The organism is Aeromicrobium tamlense (genome assembly GCF_013408555.1).
Lineage (GTDB): Bacteria > Actinomycetota > Actinomycetes > Propionibacteriales > Nocardioidaceae > Aeromicrobium > Aeromicrobium tamlense.
Genome location: NZ_JACBZN010000001.1, coordinates 3,009,384 through 3,025,324 on the forward strand (window position 1 = coordinate 3,009,384; position 15,941 = coordinate 3,025,324).

The 15,941-nt window shown below is 72.6% G+C and carries 16 protein-coding genes; 4 read left to right on the top strand and 12 right to left on the bottom strand.

What is annotated here, in order from left to right; all coding sequences use genetic code 11:
- From BJ975_RS14690 to BJ975_RS14705, 4 genes are all read right to left on the bottom strand, one after another.
- Positions 1 to 753, bottom strand: coding sequence for an MFS transporter (locus tag BJ975_RS14690; protein WP_179427259.1), 753 nt, complete (start codon positions 751 to 753; stop codon positions 1 to 3).
- Positions 754 to 805: 52 nt separating this feature from the next.
- Complete coding sequence (locus BJ975_RS14695; RefSeq protein ID WP_179427261.1) at positions 806 to 1,381, bottom strand: uridine kinase family protein; 576 nt, start codon at positions 1,379 to 1,381, stop codon at positions 806 to 808.
- 244 nt (positions 1,382 to 1,625) lie between these two features.
- Positions 1,626 to 2,285: a response regulator transcription factor gene (locus tag BJ975_RS14700; RefSeq protein ID WP_179427263.1), complete on the bottom strand. Its 660-nt coding sequence runs from the start codon at positions 2,283 to 2,285 to the stop codon at positions 1,626 to 1,628.
- The gene (locus BJ975_RS14705) at positions 2,282 to 3,463 is read right to left on the bottom strand and encodes a sensor histidine kinase (RefSeq protein WP_179427265.1); all 1,182 of its coding nucleotides are present in this window, start codon (positions 3,461 to 3,463) and stop codon (positions 2,282 to 2,284) included. The genes BJ975_RS14700 and BJ975_RS14705 overlap by 4 nt, the downstream gene beginning before the upstream one ends.
- A 66-nt stretch (positions 3,464 to 3,529) precedes the next feature.
- Here BJ975_RS14705 and BJ975_RS14710 point away from each other — a divergent pair, with 66 nt between their 5' ends.
- On the top strand, positions 3,530 to 4,372 hold the full coding sequence (locus BJ975_RS14710; protein WP_179427267.1) for an MOSC domain-containing protein: 843 nt from the start codon (positions 3,530 to 3,532) through the stop codon (positions 4,370 to 4,372).
- Positions 4,373 to 4,503: 131 nt separating this feature from the next.
- Here BJ975_RS14710 and BJ975_RS14715 read toward each other — a convergent pair whose 3' ends face one another.
- From BJ975_RS14715 to BJ975_RS14730, 4 genes are read right to left on the bottom strand one after another with little or no spacing between them, the layout of a single operon-like run.
- The gene (locus tag BJ975_RS14715) at positions 4,504 to 5,190 is read right to left on the bottom strand and encodes an NAD-dependent deacylase (protein ID WP_179427269.1); all 687 of its coding nucleotides are present in this window, start codon (positions 5,188 to 5,190) and stop codon (positions 4,504 to 4,506) included.
- Entirely contained in the window at positions 5,187 to 5,963 is a 777-nt protein-coding gene (locus BJ975_RS14720) for an inositol monophosphatase family protein (RefSeq protein WP_179427271.1), read from the bottom strand. Before BJ975_RS14720 ends, BJ975_RS14715 begins: the two co-directional genes overlap by 4 nt.
- Before the next feature lie 38 nt (positions 5,964 to 6,001).
- Positions 6,002 to 6,613: a GyrI-like domain-containing protein gene (locus BJ975_RS14725; RefSeq protein WP_179427273.1), complete on the bottom strand. Its 612-nt coding sequence runs from the start codon at positions 6,611 to 6,613 to the stop codon at positions 6,002 to 6,004.
- A gap of 8 nt (positions 6,614 to 6,621) precedes the next feature.
- Complete coding sequence (locus BJ975_RS14730; RefSeq protein ID WP_179427275.1) at positions 6,622 to 7,794, bottom strand: helix-turn-helix domain-containing protein; 1,173 nt, start codon at positions 7,792 to 7,794, stop codon at positions 6,622 to 6,624.
- Between the two features lie 86 nt (positions 7,795 to 7,880).
- Here BJ975_RS14730 and BJ975_RS14735 point away from each other — a divergent pair, with 86 nt between their 5' ends.
- Both BJ975_RS14735 and BJ975_RS14740 read left to right on the top strand, forming a co-directional pair.
- Positions 7,881 to 9,545 carry an FAD-binding dehydrogenase gene (locus tag BJ975_RS14735; RefSeq protein ID WP_179427277.1) on the top strand — a complete coding sequence of 555 codons (1,665 nt, stop codon included), beginning with the start codon at positions 7,881 to 7,883 and terminating at the stop codon, positions 9,543 to 9,545.
- Positions 9,546 to 9,717: 172 nt separating this feature from the next.
- Positions 9,718 to 10,596: an SGNH hydrolase domain-containing protein gene (locus tag BJ975_RS14740; RefSeq protein ID WP_179427279.1), complete on the top strand. Its 879-nt coding sequence runs from the start codon at positions 9,718 to 9,720 to the stop codon at positions 10,594 to 10,596.
- Here BJ975_RS14740 and chrA read toward each other — a convergent pair.
- The gene (gene chrA, locus BJ975_RS14745) at positions 10,591 to 11,787 is read right to left on the bottom strand and encodes a chromate efflux transporter (protein ID WP_179427281.1); all 1,197 of its coding nucleotides are present in this window, start codon (positions 11,785 to 11,787) and stop codon (positions 10,591 to 10,593) included. The two genes, BJ975_RS14740 and chrA, sit on opposite strands and share 6 nt — an antisense overlap.
- A gap of 169 nt (positions 11,788 to 11,956) precedes the next feature.
- Here chrA and BJ975_RS14750 point away from each other — a divergent pair, with 169 nt between their 5' ends.
- Complete coding sequence (locus BJ975_RS14750) at positions 11,957 to 12,766, top strand: cutinase family protein (protein ID WP_179427283.1); 810 nt, start codon at positions 11,957 to 11,959, stop codon at positions 12,764 to 12,766.
- A gap of 37 nt (positions 12,767 to 12,803) precedes the next feature.
- Here the strand turns inward: BJ975_RS14750 and BJ975_RS14755 are convergent, their stop codons facing one another.
- The 3 genes from BJ975_RS14755 to dnaB form a co-directional block, all read right to left on the bottom strand.
- A complete protein-coding gene (locus tag BJ975_RS14755; RefSeq protein WP_179427285.1) occupies positions 12,804 to 13,451 on the bottom strand; it encodes a class F sortase in 648 nt (215 codons plus the stop codon).
- 1 nt (position 13,452) lies between these two features.
- Positions 13,453 to 14,247: a hypothetical protein gene (locus BJ975_RS14760; RefSeq protein ID WP_179427287.1), complete on the bottom strand. Its 795-nt coding sequence runs from the start codon at positions 14,245 to 14,247 to the stop codon at positions 13,453 to 13,455.
- Positions 14,248 to 14,453: 206 nt separating this feature from the next.
- Positions 14,454 to 15,791: a replicative DNA helicase gene (gene dnaB / locus BJ975_RS14765; RefSeq protein ID WP_179428345.1), complete on the bottom strand. Its 1,338-nt coding sequence runs from the start codon at positions 15,789 to 15,791 to the stop codon at positions 14,454 to 14,456.
- Between the last annotated feature and the right edge of the window lie 150 nt (positions 15,792 to 15,941).

Below are 15,941 nucleotides of genomic sequence, written 5' to 3' on the forward strand. Positions count from 1 at the left end.
TCAGTCGGCGAGGGCGCGCTTGGACTGCCATACCGTCTGCACCACCAGCAGCACGATCGCGACGATCGCGATCACGAGTGCCAGGGTCGACTCGCCCGCGACGGACGCGATGATCCCGATCAGCGCCCACACGACCGCAGCCGCGTAGAAGGGGCTGCGCGGCAGCTGAGCGTTCACGCCCAGGGCGAAGAGCGCGGCGCCGGCGAGCAGTGCCAGCTGCCAGCCGTGCTGGGCGGGCTGGGCGAGGTCGAGCTCGATCACGCCGGTGCCGAGGTTGAGGAACACTGCCGCGCTCACCCAGCCGGCGTAGACGCCCGACGTCGCGCGGGCGAGCCACGTGGTCCAAGCGGGGTCGTGCAGTCGGGCGCGAGCCGCCAGGCGTGCGGCGTCGATCGCGACGACCGTCATGAACGCCAGGACGAGGAACGTGGCCCAGCTGATCCCCGCCGCCGAGACGGCGATCCACACCGCCGCGCCGAGGTACAGCGCGATGAAGTCGCCGACGAAGCGGCGGCTGCCCACCCCGTCGCCCTTCCACAGCGTGACGACGGCGTGCGCCAGGGCGAGTCCGTAGATCAGGCTCCAGATCGAGAAGGCCCAGCCCGCGGGGGTGATGAGCAGGTCGTCGCTGCCGTCGCCGGGCTGCGACACGTCGGCCAGCGCCTGCACGACCGGGGCGGCGATCTGCGCGATGGCCGCCGCGAGCAGTGCCCAGCCGAGGCGTCGGTCGGTGTGCACGTCCGTGGAGGTCATGCCCTCCACGCTAGGCGCGGCCCACCGGCCCTGCATGGTGGCGAGGAGCGGCTCAGTCCCTCGGGAAGAGCACGTCGGCGACGTCCCGCGGCGCGAAGCGCTCCTCGAAGTCGCGCTCGTTGGGCTCCCAGACCTCGGACCACACGCGGTCGTGGTCGTTGCCCTCGGCGCGGTCGCGCAGGATCCCCCGCTGGGTCGCGGTCCACAGGTCGAGGTCGCACCAGACGGTCAGGTCCAGCAGCGGCAGCGTGACGGGGTGGAAGAGCCCCACGAGGTCGACCACCAGCACGTCGGCGCGCGGTACCGGCTCGGGATCGGACAGCCGGCCGAGGTTCCAGTCGTAGCGCCGGAACTCGCCCGGCACGCCGTCGCGGAAGGGACGCAGCACGTCCTCGACGAGCCGCTCCCGCTCGACGCCGTCCCAGTCCGGCGAGCGCCGATGGACGCGGGCGGGGTCGAGGAAGTCGTCGCCGCGCAGCCGCACGGCGTCGGGCAGGGCCGAGACGAGGGTGCGCGCCAGCGTGGACTTCCCGGAGCCGCCGTAGCCGGAGATGCCGACCACGATCGGCCGGGCGAGCTCTCGCCGTCGCTGCAGCACGACGTGGGCCAGCTCGTCCAGATCGCTCATCGTCGTCCAGCCTCACCGGGCCGGGCGGACGGCGCAACCTCGGGCACGCATCGGCCGGGACGTGCAGCGCGCGTCCCGGTCGATGCGTCCCCCCGAGTAGGTCCCTCCCGAAGATTCGGGCGTGCCGCGGAGTGGTCCGACACCATGCAAGGTCGTCCCGACCGGAGCGAGCCCCGGCGTCTCCACAGACCCGGTTCCATCCTCACCGGGTCCCACCGTGCGCGAAACCCCCGGAACCGGGGGGTCACTCCTCGTCGAGGACGTCTCCCGGGGCCAGGCCCACGGCACGCTCGATGTCGCCGGGGCTCGTGTGCTGGAGGTAGTCGCGCAGCTTGCGGCAGGCCACGCGGTAGTGCTCGCGGGCCGTGTCCTCGGTGATGTAGAGGGTCGAGGCGATGTCCGCCCAGTGCCGGCCGCGGGCGCGACCCGAGATCACCTGGCGCTGGCGCGCGCTGAGGTCGAGCTTGGCGCCGCGACGGTCGAGCAGCTCGGTGAGCCCGACGAGCGACTGCGTGACCACGACACGGTCGGCGTGCACGTCCTGCACCGCCTGCATCGTCACGTGGGGCGGGTCGGCCTTGTGGACCACGCCCTGCGCGCCGGCCCGCAGGCACAGCGCCAGCACGATCGGTCGCCGCTCGTCGGTGTAGAGGCAGACCTTGAGGCCCCGCTCGCGCAGCGCCCGGATCGCCGCGCGGCCCTGCTTGGTCGTGGTCGAGGTCGCGCGCTGCGGTCCGCGCAGCAGCAGGTCGAGCACGACGACGTCGCAGTCGACGCCGGAGGCCTCGAAGTCCTCCACGGTCGGGAACGTCGCGACGACGTCGAGGTCGGGGTGCACCGTGGCGAAGCCGCCCCGGATCACCGTGCTGTCGTCGATCACGACCACGCGGATCCGCTCGGTCATCGGTCCTCCTCGTGCACCGGGCCGGTGATGGTCACCGAGGTCCCGCGGCCGGGCGCCGAGCGCAGGTCGACCGAGACGCCGACGTCGCGCAGCGCCTGTCCCACCTGCGTGTCGAGGCCGAAGCCGAGTGGCTGGCTGTCCTGGTCGAAGCCCACCCCGTCGTCGGACACGACGACCTCCCACGTCTCGCCGTCGGTGTCGGCGTGCACGACCACCTGGTGCGCCCGGGCGTGCAGGCGGACGTTGTGCAGGACCGTCGTGACGGCGCGGCCGGCGGCGACCCAGACGTCCTCGTCCAGCTCGACGTGGGCGCCGAGCGCGACCGCCGGCTCGAGAGGGAGGTCGTCGAAGCCCTCGAGCGCCGTGGCCAGCATCGCGCCCACCGTACGCACGGCGGGGTGCGCGGGTGCGGACTCGGCGCCGAGGTAGGTGCGCAGCCGCTTCGCCTCGCGATCGGCCTGCACGCGCAGCCCCGGCAGCACCTCGGCGGGCGTGTCCTCGTCGGACAGCAGGCGCAGGATGCTCGAGGCGTCGTGGACGGTGAGCTGGTAGCGCTCCAGCTCCAGCGCGCGGGTCGCCGCCACGGCGTCCTCGCGCGAGCGGTCGGCGTCGCGGGCGAGCGCGCGCAGGTAGTAGGTCAGCAGCGCGACGACCGCGGCGTAGCCGGGCACCGTGAGGGCGTTGCTGAGGTTGGTCTCCCACGAGGTCGTCCCGGCCGCGGAGGTCCAGACCAGGTACCAGCCGCCGAGCGCGAGGCCGTGCCCCACCGCCACGGCGGGTCGCATCCAGGCTGCGGCGAGCGCGGCGACGTTGATCGCGAAGCCCGACGCCCACGCCTCCCACGTGCCCACGACGTGCGAGCCGGGCAGCAGCAGGTTCATCGCCGGGATCGCGATCCACGCGAGCAGCACGTCGGGCCCGTGCCACAGGCCGCGACGGACCGTTCCGGTGACGAGGCACTGGGTCATCAGCAGCACCGAGACGGCGATGACGCACAGGGACAGCACCCAGTACGCCACCGCGTGCACCGAGATGCTCGCGCCGGACGTGACGCTGAGCAGGATCTGCACCACCACGATCGCCCGCATCGTGGGCGCGACGAGCGCGATGCCCCACTCCGCACGGCGCGCGGAGGATCGTGACGACGCGCGGCTCAGCGCCTCGGATCGACTGCCCACGCCTGCCATCGTCGCAGACCGGCACGGCGCGGTCGTTCACTCCCGTCCCACCCGTAGCCTGTTGCGGTGCGACTGACCTCCCTGCACCGCTACCCCGTGAAGTCAGCCCGGGTCGAGGACCTGGCGACGGCCGAGGTCGAGCCGTGGGGCCTGGCCGGCGACCGGCGCTGGATGGTGGTGGACGAGCGCGGCCACTTCATCTCGGCGCGCGAGTCGCACCGGCTGCTGACCGTGCACCCGCGTCTGGACGGGTCCGGCCTGCAGCTCAGCGCGCCCGGGGTGGAGTCGATCGAGGTCGCGCCGCCCGACCCGGCACGGCAGGTCCCGGTCACGCTGTGGAAGACCTCCTTCACGGCCGCGGAGGCCACCGACGCGACCGTGTGGCTCAGTGAGCTCCTCGGCGGCGCCGTGCGACTGGTGCACCTCGACGACCCGACGCGCCGGCCGATCACCGGCTTCGGCCGACCCGACGACCGGGTCAGCCTCGCCGACGGCTATCCGCTCCTCGTGACCACCGAGGCCTCGCTGACCGCGCTGAACGAGGCGATCGTCGACGGCGGCGGCGAGCCCGTGCCGATGGAGCGCATGCGCCCGAACCTCGTCGTCGACGGCGACCTGTCGTGGGCGGAGGACGACTGGCGCGTGCTGCGCGTCGGCGACGCGGTCTTCCGCGCGGTCAAGGGCTGCGCGCGCTGCGTCATCACGACCCTCGAGGCCGACCACGCGTCCGGTGCCGTCGCCGGCGGCAAGGAGCCGCTGCGCACGCTCGCCCGGATCCGCCGCTTCGACCGCAAGGCCTGGTTCGGGGTCAACCTCATCCCGGACACCCCCGGCGCCGTCGTCCGCGTGGGCGACGAGGTCGAGGTGCTCGAGGCCGCCCCGCCCGGCGGCGGCCCCCTCCGCGCCTGACCGCGTCCCTGGGTCTCCCGCCTCCGGCGGGCGAGATGTGTAGCGGTATCCACCCTTTTTCCGGTGGATCGGCCGAAAAACGGTGGAGAGCGCTACAGATCTGGCGCTCGGAGAGCGACCCCGGCGGAGGCCTAGGAGAGCAGGTGGTCGACCCAGCGCGGGACGACCTCGGTGGCGGGGCCCTCGTAGACCCTGTGGAAGTCGCCCTGCGGCGTGGGCACGAGGTTGAGCTCGACCGTGGTGGCGCCGGAGGCGTGCGCGTAGTCGACGAACCCGGCCGCCGGGTAGACCACGCCCGAGGTGCCGATCGCGGCGAACACGTCCACCTCGCTGAGCGCCTCGTGGATCTCGTCCATGCCGTGCGGGTACTCGCCGAACCAGACGATGTCGGGGCGCAGCGCACGGCGACGGTTGCAGGCCGGGCAGCGCGGCTCGTCGGCGAGGGTGCCGGTCCACTCGTGCCGCACGTCGCACTTCAGGCAGCGGACGCGGCGCAGCTCGCCGTGCATGTGCAGCACGCGCCGCGAGCCGCCGCGCTCGTGCAGGTCGTCGACGTTCTGGGTGACCAGCAGGAGGTCGTCGCCGAGCGCCTCCTCCAGCCGGGCGAGCGCCTCGTGCGCGGCGTTCGGGCGCACCCGGGCGAGCGAGGCGCGGCGCTCGTCGTAGAACCGCTGCACGAGCGAGCGGTCGCGCCGGAAGGCCTCCGGGGTGGCGACGTCCTCGGGCCGGTGCCCCTCCCACAGTCCGTCGGCGTCGCGGAAGGTCGCCAGCCCGCTCTCGGCGGAGATGCCGGCGCCGGTGAGGACGACGACCTTCATGCCTCGCCCCTCAGGGCGGCGCTCAGCTCGCGCACGGCGGTGGGCGGGCCGGCCACCGACCACGTCAGTCCGTGGGCGTCGAGGCGCTCCGCGGCACCACCGAGGCCGGCCACGAGCGCCGTGCCGGGCAGCCAGTCCCAGTCGGGCGTCGAGTGCTGGAACCAGCAGCCGAGCCGTCCGGTGGCGACGCCGACGAGGTCCATCGAGCCCGAGCCGAGCATCCGGATCGTGGCGGGCAGGGAGGCGGCGCGGGCCCACGCGTCGTAGCCGGGACCGCTGCCGATGAAGGCCGGGTGGGCGTACGTGGCGGCGCCGAGGCCGGCCAGCGGCGCGTCGGCGATCGGCGCGAGCGGCTCGCCGTTGCGGGTCGTGGGAACGTCTGGCCCGCCCACCAGCACGGTGCCGGAGGCGTGGTGAGCGACCGCGCCCAGCAGGACCTCGTCCCCCTCGGCCAGCGCGATCGCCGAGCACCAGTAGTCCGAGCCCGTGGCGAAGTTGTAGGTGCCGTCGACGGGGTCGATCACCCAGCGGCGCCCCGACGTGCCCTCGCGCGCCGTGCCCTCCTCGCCCAGCAGCCCGTCCCCGGGGCGGTCCCGGTCGAGCCGCTCCACCACGAGGGCTTCGGCGGCGAGGTCGGCCTCGGTGACGACGTCGGACACGTTGGTCTTGGCGCGGGTCGCGAGGTCGCCGGTGTCACGGATCCGGGCGGCGAGCGCCGCGGCCTCCACGACGAGGTCTCGGGCCAGGGTCACGTCGTCGGGTGTCACGCTCACGCCTCCACCGTAGGAGGTCGCCCGAGTCCCGCGCCCCGTCAGGCCTCGGCCACCGGCTGGCGCAGGATCGTGCGGAGCCTCTCGGGCGCGGCCCGCCGCGGATCGCTGAGGTAGATCTCGTGGTGCCGGCCGGTGCGCACGAGCCCGCGAGCCGGGATGACCTCGTCGTGCATCCGCTCCAGCACCGGGCCCTCGGCGTCGTACGGACCGAGGTGCAGGGTCTGCACGCAGAGGCCCTCGTCGAGCGTCTCGACCCGCAGCGCGTCGAGCCTCGGTGCGCCCTTGCGCGCCACCGCCGCGCGCGCCGCCTCCACGTGCGCGTCCTCGATCCAGTCCGGGACGAGGCTCAGCACCGTCCAGTCCCACTGCGACGTGTCGCGCGCCGTCGTGAACGCCGCCATGTCCTGTGCCCACCACAGCGCCTCGAGCGGCGGCACCACGTAGTCGCGTTCCAGCTCGTTCTTGCTGAGGAACTTCAGCGCGTAGGCCATCGGGTAGAGCGTGGTCAGCGAGGCCTCGTACTCGGCGGCCACGTTCGGGTCGCCGTGGCCGTCGATCATCAGGTAGCGCAGCGGCGGCACGGTGACGACCTCGAACTCGCCGTGCCGCGCGGAGTACGTGGGGACCAGCCGCTTGAGGTCGACCTTCATCCGTCCTCCTACGCGCCGGCGCCCGCCGCCATCAGCGCGGTCTGGAAAACGTAGCGGTTCCACGGGTCACGAGGATCGCGCCCGGTCGCTTCGGCCAGGCGGCGCAGCCGGTATCGCACGGTCTGCGGGTGCAGGTGCAGTCGCGCCGCAGCGGGCGCGGCACCGCCGGCCTGCAGCACCGCGTCGAGGGTGGCCAGGGCGTCCCCGTCGGTGGACACCGGGCCCAGGACCGAGGCGGCGACGCGCGCCGGGTCGGCGTCGGCGTGGCCGGCCGCGAGGGCAATGACCTCGAGGTCGCCGTCGTTCAGGACCGGGCGCGTCCAGGCGAACTCGGGCGCGTGCGAGACGGCGTGCAGGGCGAGACGGTGCGCCCGGGGCGCGAGGCGCGGGGAGACGCCGCGCTGGTGGGCGGCCCGCAGGCCGTGGCGCTCCAGCTCCGCGCGCAGGTCGGCGTCGTCCGCGTGCGCCAGCAGCACCACCCCGACCCCGTCCATCACGGTGTGGATCGAGGAGACCAGCGGGCCGTCGGCCTGCTCGCGCACGCCCGCGATCGCGGCGGCGGCCTCCGCGGCATCGAGGCCGCCGGGGCGGACGACGACGAGGTCGAACGTGGGCGGCAGCTGCGCCTCGAGCTCGCGCAGCCGGCCCGCGAGCGTGCCCGCATGGCTCTGCCGGCCGAGCAGCAGGTCGGACAGCAGCTGGCGCAGCGAGCTCTCGCGGTCGGCGCCCAGCACCCGACCGGTGGCCTCGTACCCGTCGTAGATCGCCTCGGACAGCTCGTCGAGGACGGCGAACCAGACCCGCACGAGCGAGGTCACGTCGTCGATCGACACGTCGTCGCGGAAGTGGTCGGAGACCTGGTCGAGGAAGACGGTGGCGGCCACGCGGTAGGCCCGCAGCACGGCCGAGAGCGGGCGCCCGTCGCGCGCGCGGACCGCGCCGACACCGCGGAACAGCCGGATGTCCTCCTCGGTGAGCGAGCCCTCCTCGGCCCAGAGGTCCAGCACGCGACGCAGCGTCCACACGATGATCGAGCGGACCTCCTGCAGCTGCCGCTCGTCGAGCGTGGCGTACGCCGGGATCTCGCGCGAGATCGTGGCGAGGAAGGTCTCGGCCAGCGGGCCCTCGTCCTCCATGAGGACGGCCGCGATCGCGCGGCGTCGGTCGGTGGACGGTGGCATGGCTCCTCGACGGTCCTGACAACGTTCGTTGTCACCTGGGCACAAACGTACTGGTCTCGTGGCGCTCCGTGGGCGACCGTGTTCCCATGTCCTTCACGCCCGATGTCATCGTCGTCGGCGCCGGCCTCGCCGGTCTCGTCGCCACCCACGAGCTCGCCCAGGCCGGCAAGCGCGTCCTGGTCGTCGAGCAGGAGAACCGCAAGAACCTCGGCGGCCAGGCGTTCTGGTCGCTCGGTGGACTGTTCTTCGTCGACAGCCCCGAGCAGCGCCGCACGGGCATCAAGGACTCCCCCGAGCTGGCGATCCAGGACTGGCTCGGCTCGGCCGGCTTCGACCGCCTCGACGACGAGGACGTGTGGGGCCGCCGCTGGGCCGAGGCCTACGTGGCCTGGGCCGCGGGCGGCAAGCGCGAGTACCTGCGCGAGCTCGGCCACCGCGTCATGCCGATGGTCGGCTGGGCCGAGCGCGGCGACGGCTCCGCCACCGGCCACGGCAACTCGGTGCCGCGCTTCCACATCACGTGGGGCACGGGCCCGCGCCTGGTCGAGACGTTCGCCGACCCCGTGCTCGCGGCCGAGACCGGCGGCCTCGTGCAGTTCGCGTTCCGCCACCAGGTCGACGAGCTGGTCGTCGAGGACGGTGCGGTCGTCGGCATCCGCGGCTCGGTCCTCGAGCCCGACGAGTCCGAGCGGGGCGTGAAGTCCTCGCGCACCGTCGTGGGCGAGTTCGAGCACCGCGCCGGCGCCGTCGTGGTGACCTCGGGCGGCATCGGCCACAACCACGACCTCATGCGCGCCAACTGGCCCACCGAGCGGATCGGCGCCGCGCCCGACCACCTGATCTCGGGCGTGCCCGCGCACGTCGACGGCCGCATGCTGCAGATCTCCGAGCAGGCTGGCGGCCGCATCGTGAACCGCGACCGCCTCTGGTCGTACACCGAGGGCATCACCAACTGGGACCCGATCTGGCCCGACCACGGCATCCGCATCCTGCCCGGCCCGTCGTCGATGTGGTTCGACGCGAACGGCCGGCGCCTGCAGGGCATGTCGGGCGTGCCCGGCGCCGACACGAACGGCGCGATGAAGCAGATCCTCGCGACCGGCCACGACTACTCGTGGTTCGTGCTGACGCAGTCGATCATCGAGAAGGAGTTCGCGCTCTCGGGCTCGGAGCAGAACCCCGACATGACCGGTCGTGACATCAAGTTCCTGCTCAAGAGCCGTCTCGCGAAGGGCGCCCCCGGCCCGGTCGAGAAGTTCAAGCAGCACGGCGTGGACTTCGTGGTGGCGTCGTCGCTCGACGACCTCGTCGTGGGCATGAACGAGATCGCCCGCGGACCGCAGCTCGACCCGACGCTCCTCGAGCGGCAGATCGTGGCCCGCGACCGCGAGTTCGACAACCCGTTCACCAAGGACGTGCAGGTCATGGCGATCCACAACGCGCGGCGCTCGCGGATGGACAGGATCGTGCGCGTGGCCAAGCCGCACCGGATCCTCGACCCCACGAAGGGTCCGCTCATCGCCGTGCGGCTCAACATCCTGTCGCGCAAGACCCTCGGCGGCCTCCAGACCAACCTCGACTCGCAGGTCCTCGGCCAGGACGGCGCTCCGGTGCCCGGGCTCTACGCGGCGGGCGAGGTCGCCGGCTTCGGCGGTGGCGGCGTGCACGGCTACAACGCCCTCGAGGGCACGTTCCTGGGCGGCTGCATCTTCTCCGGCCGCGCGGCCGGGCTCGCGCTCGCCCGCGCCTGACCCTTCGGGGTCCCCCGAACCAGATGTGTAGCGGTATCCACGGAATTCCGGCGTCACCGGAGTCGAGAGGGTGGATACCGCTACACATCTTGCGCCGTGCCTCCGGTGCCTCCCCGCGCGCGGAGCGTCGATCGCGGGCCCGGGGCGTGCCACCCTGAGGGCGGGAGGTCCCATGCGCGCTCGGTTCGTCGTCGTCCTTGCCCTCGCGGCGCTGGTGCTCGGCACCGCGCCGGCCCTCGCCGAGGACCCGCCGCGCCTGTCGAGCATCGCCGCGGCCGAGCGCGACATCGCGCCCGGCACCCGCGCCTGCTTCTCCGGCGCCGAGTCGGGCCAGACCAAGGCGCTCACCTGCCACTACGGCCGGAAGGGCCCACGCCTGCTGCTCATCGGCGACTCGCACATGCGCGCGCTCTCGCCCGCGTTCCGACGACTCGCCGAGGCCGGCACGATCCGCGTCACCCTCCTCATCCGGTCGCGGTGCGGATGGTCGTCGCGCCCGATCAAGAACCTCAAGGCCTGGGTCCGTGACGACTGCCAGACCTGGCGGGCGAACGTGACCCGCTACGTCCGGCGCCAGAAGAACGTCAGCGCGATCGTCACGCACCATCGCGCCTCGACGATGCCCGGCACGAAGGCCCAGCGCGGACCGGACACGGTGCGGTCGTGGAAGGTCGCGCTCGACCGGCGCATCCCCGTGATCGCTGTGTCCGACTCGCCGAACTGGGTCCTCACGCGTCCCTCCCCCACCCAGTGCCTGCGCAAGAACTCCGCGCCCCGCGAGTGGCGCCGGTGCTCCGCCGACGTCGGCGACGTCATGTGGTTCGACTGGACCGTGCCGTCGGTGCAGCTCGCGCGGAAGAGGTACGGGGCACGCGCGGCGTTCCGGATCTCGATGAAGGAGACCTTCTGCCCGAAGCGCCGCTGCCGCGTGGTCACGCCGCGCGGTCAGATCATGTTCCGTGACCACCAGCACCTCACCGCGACCTACACGCGCTCGCTGGCGCCCCTGTTCGAGCGACGGCTGCGCAGCCTCGGCGTGCTGCCGTCATAGGAGCAGCTGACCGAGGACCCCGGCCGCCACGACCGCGAGCCAGATGGGGACGCGGCCCCACCACTGGGAGACGAACACCGCCACGGCCACCGCGAGCGTGCCCCACGAGATGATCCCCTGGGTGATCACCGGGTCGTAGAGGGCGGCCGCGAGGATCCCGACGACGGCCGCGTTGACGCCCATCACCACGCGGCGCGCGGTGGGCGCCTGGCGCAGCCGATCCCAGAACGGCAGCACGCCCACCACCAGCAGACCGGCCGGCAGGAAGACCGCCACGAGCGCGATCGAGGCTCCGAGCACGCCGCTCGGACCGGACTCCATGCTGGCGCCGAGGTAGGCCGAGAAGGTGAACAACGGCCCCGGCACCGCCTGCGCGGCGCCGTAGCCGGCGAGGAACGTGTCGGCGTCGACGAGTCCGGCCTGCACGGTCTGCGCCTCCAGCAGCGGCAGGACCACGTGGCCGCCGCCGAAGACCAGCGCGCCGGTCCGGTAGAAGATGTCGGCCAGCCGCAGGGTCGGGTCGTTCGTGAGGGCGACGAGGATCGGAAGCGACACCAGCAGCACCGCGAACAGGACCAGCGCGACGATGCCGCTGCGGTGCGAGACGCGGGCGAGGTCGCGCACGGTCTCGGGCTGGTCGGCGCGCAGCCAGAGCCAGCCGATGAGGCCGCCCAGCACGATCACGCCGACCTGCGCCACCGGACTCGCGACCACGAGGAGGACCGCCACCCCCACCGCGGCGATCACGATGCGCTTGAGGTCGGGGGTCAGCGTGCGGGCCATCTGGATCACGGCCTGCGCGACCACCGCGACCGCGGCGGCCTTCACACCGTGCAGCCAGCCCGCGTCCGCGACGTCGCCGAACGCCGCGACCCCGTACGCGAACGCCACCAGCAGGATCGCCGAGGGCAGCGTGAACGCGACCCAGGCGGCGAGCAGGCCGGCGGGGCCCGCGCGACGCAGGCCGATCACCATCCCGACCTGGCTGGACCCCGGACCGGGCAGGAACTGGCACAGCGCGACGAGGTCGGCGTAGGCCGCGTCGGTCAGCCAGCGGCGGCGCTCGACGAACGCCTCGCGGAAGTACGCCAGGTGCGCCACCGGCCCACCGAACGAGGTCAGTCCCAGGCGCAGGAACACCCAGAACACCTCGGCGACCGAGCCGCCGCGCGCCGTCCCCGTTCCGGTCATCGCGACCATCATGACCGGTCGCGGCGACGGACCGCGCGCCGAGGGCGAGCCGGCACCGGTCCGGCTCGCGTTCAGCCCCCGTTTGCGGGGGTATTCGCCGGATCCGTCCGGCCCGATCGTGGGGTCATCGGGTCCTCGACGACGCGGGCCCTCGGCGGAAGGACCCACCATGACCACCTCCCGAACCCTGCGCGGCGGCGCCATCGCCGGCGCGGCGGCCGTGCTCGGCCTGACGATGCTCGCCGCCCCACCGAGCCAGGCCGCGGCCTCGTCCTCCCTGTGCTCGAACGTCATCACGGTCGTCGTCCGCGGCAGCGACGAGGCCGCCGGCACGACCAACACGGCCACCACCAACACCGCGCTGTACGCCTACCGCACCGGCATGGGCCGGCCCGGCCCCGTGGCGGGTGACCTCCAGACGGTGAGCAAGAAGACCGTCTACATCTCCGGGTTGAAGTACGCGGCGGCCATCGGCTGGGTCGGGCTGGCGTACAACAACAGCCGGCACGGCGGGGTGGTCGCCCTGCAGAAGTCCCTCAACTACCTCGCCACGCAGTGCCCGAACTCCAAGACCGCACTGATCGGGTTCTCCCAGGGTGCGCACGTCATCGGCGACGCCCTCTCTGCCAGCAGCGGGGTCCGCCCGAACGCCACCGCACGCGGCAAGATCGCCGCGGTCGTGCTCTACGGCGACCCGATGTACAACCCCACCGAGCCGTTCGTCGCCACCAAGGGACTGACGAAGTTCGGCATGCTCGGCACGCGGGCGACGGGCGACCTCAAGGCCTTCGAGGGTCGCCTCAAGTCGTACTGCTACTCCGGCGACCCGGCCTGCCAGGGCTCGACCAAGCGCGGCGGCCAGAACCTGACGGCCCTCAACAACAACCCGACGGGCCTGACGATCCACCGCTCGTACTTCACCGCGCGCTCGACCCCGCGGGTCGGCGGGGTCAACTTCATCGCCGGCAAGACCGGCTGAGCCGGGGAGCCGGCCCGGTCACCCGGGCCGGCTCTCCTCAGGCGGGCTCGGCGAGGACGACGGTGTTCCTCGCGTAGGCACCGAGGCGATAGTGGCTGCACGTCACCAGCGCGAGCCGCCCGTCGGAGTCCTGGGAGAACAGCTCGTGGGCGTCCTTCCCGACCTGCTCCTTCGTCAGGTCGGAGACCTCCGTGACGCGGTACGCGACCCATCCCTCCGACGTCCTCACCCGGACGACGTCGCCGGCCTCGAGCTGGTCGAGGTCGTCGAAGACCCCACCGCCGGCGTGGACCGTGTGACCCGCGATGAGCGTCGTCCCTGCCGTGCTGCCAGGGAGCGCGCTTCTGGACCACCAGCCGGTCTGCGTGACGTCGGCCGGCGGGACCAGCGTCTCGTCGGCGCTCAGGGAGATCGGCACGACGGTCGCATCGACGTCGATCGACGGAATCACGAGGCGCACCGGCTCGCCCCGAGCGGGGTCCGGCGTCGGGCTCGCGGCTTCCTCGGTGCACGTCATCGGCTCGGTGGTGACGGTGACCGTCGGCTGGGCCGTCACGGACGAGGGGGCCGGGTCGGGCCCGCCCACGACGCAGGCACCCAGCAGCGCGAGCAGCACCAGCGCGAGGAACGCCGCGAGGGTCCGGCGCTGAGGTGCCGGACCCCGCGTGCGCGGGACGCGCGTCATGTCAGCGGTCCTCGAACCGCCTGGCGCCCACGACGATGCCGCCCGAGCTCAGGACGAGCGCGCTGCCGCCGCCGACCAGGCCCGCGCCCCACAGCGTGGACGCGTCCGTGGTGACACCGGCGTCGATGCGGCGCGGCACCGCTTCGGTGGACGGGCTCGCGGTGGCGTCGTCGGCGTCCTGGTCAGGAGCCTGCTCCTGCCCGTCGGTGTCGTCCCGCGACTCGTTCGACGGATCGTGGGTGACATCGTCGCTCGGCTGGCTCGGCTCGTCCGAGGGCTCGGTGCCCGGGTCCGTCGGCTCGTCCGTGGGCTCCTCGGTCGGCGGAGTCGTCGGATCCTCGGTCGGCTCCTCGGTCGGCGGGGTCGTCGGATCCTCGGTGGGCGGAGTCGTCGGGTCCTCGGTCGGCGTGCTCGTGTCGAGACACTGCCGCGCGGCGATCTCGTCCTCGTGCGCGTAGTAGTCGAGCCTCAGGTCGCCGGCGGCGTGGGCGACGCCTCGCCAGCTGCCCTCGCTCTTCCAGGTGACCTGCTGGTGGTGCTGCGACCCGGTCCCGGTGATGTGCCCGTTGGCCTCGGCGGCCGGCACCTCGAGATAGACGTAGGGGTTCGACTCCGACGCCGTGCGGTGGCAGACGCCGATCTTCTCCTGACCGTTGCCGGGAGTGGCGCTGGCCGTCTCCCCACTGACCAGGACGACGCCGCCGGCGCCGGCGGTCAGCACTCCGACGACCGCCAGGGACGTGGCCAGTCGAAGCCATTTGCGTGTGGTGTTCCCTCCCGATGCCTGCGTGGACATGGCCCTCCTTCGCCTCGTGTCCTACGGCCGGCACTCGCCGCCCGCATCATCCACGTTATGTCGCGTCCGAGCGGCACCGAAGGGGCGAGGACTGTGAAGATGCAGACAGCGACGAAACTGGAATCGGTCTGCGATGCGAGCGAAAATGGAGGAATGCGCACGCCGCCACGGACGGGGTTCGTGCGATGCGGTGCGACGGCCTCGCGTCAGGCGAAGTCGGCCCCCGAGGCGCCGCCGGAGGCGCTCTCGGGCTCGCGCGCCATCGGCGTGAAGCGCGAGTAGTGACCCTGGAACGAGACGGCCACCTTGTTGACCGGGCCCGAGCGGTTCTTGGCCACGATGATGTCGGCCTCGCCGGGACGCTCGGACTCGCCGGCGCCGTGGGCGTCGGGGCGGTTGAGCAGCAGGACGATGTCGGCGTCCTGCTCGATCGAGCCGGACTCGCGCAGGTCGGAGATCTGCGGCGTCTTGTCGGTGCGCTGCTCCGAGCCTCGGTTCAGCTGGCTGATCGCGACGACCGGGACGCCGAGCTCCTTCGCCAGCAGCTTGATCTGACGGGAGAACTCCGAGACCTCGACCTGACGGTTCTCGACCTTCTTGCCCGAGGTCATCAGCTGCAGGTAGTCGAGGACGACGAAGTCGAGGCCGTGTTGCTTCTTGATGCGGCGGGCCTTCGAGCGGATCTCGGGCATCGTCATGTTGGGGCTGTCGTCGATCACGATCGGCGCGGCCTGCACCGTGGCCATGGCGCGACCGATCGCGTCCCAGTCGCGGCTGGACATCGAGCCGGCACGCATGTGGTGGATCGCGACCTTCGCCTCGGCCGACAGCAGACGCATCGCGATCTCCGAGCCGGTCATCTCCAGGCTGAAGATCGCCGAGGTCATGCCCTGGCGGATCGAGGCGTTGCGCACGAAGTCGAGCCCCAGCGTGGACTTGCCGACACCGGGTCGGGCCGCGACGACGATCATCTGACCCGGCTTGAAGCCCGTGGTGAGACGGTCGAGGTCGGGGAAGCCCGACATGACGCCGTGCACCTCGCCGGAGCGCGTCTCGAGCTCCTCCAGCTCGTCGATCGTGGAGGACATGAGGTCGGACAGGACGTTGTAGTCCTCGCCCGACTTGGTGCCGTCGACGTCGAGGACGGCCTTCTGGGCGCGGTCGACGATGTCCTGGATCTCGCCGGTGCCCGCCTGGCCCAGCTGGGCGACCTGCTGGCCGACCTCGACGAGGCGCCGCAGCACGGCCTTCTCGTGGACGATCTCGGCGTAGTAGTCGACGTTGGCCGCGATCGGCACGCCCTGGACGAGGTCGTGCAGATAGGCGGCGCCGCCGATGCGGCCGATCTCGCCGCGGCGGGTGAGCTCGGCCGCGACGGTGATCGCGTCGGCCGGCTCGCCGCGTCCGGACAGGTCGGTGATGACGTCGAAGATCAGCTCGTGGGCGGGACGGTAGAAGTCGCGGCTCTCGAGCAGGTCGGTGGCCGGGTCGATCGCGTTCTTCGACAGCAGCATCGCGCCGAGGACGCTCTGCTCGGCCGCCATGTCCTGGGGCGGAACGTAGCCCGACGCCGCGGAGTCCGAAGGTCGCTCGGACTCGTACAGATCGGTAACGCTCACGGCACTCCTCGACGTGATCGGCAGCTGGATTGGAGGCTACGCAGTCCCACCGACAGTCCTGCCGATCACCGGCTC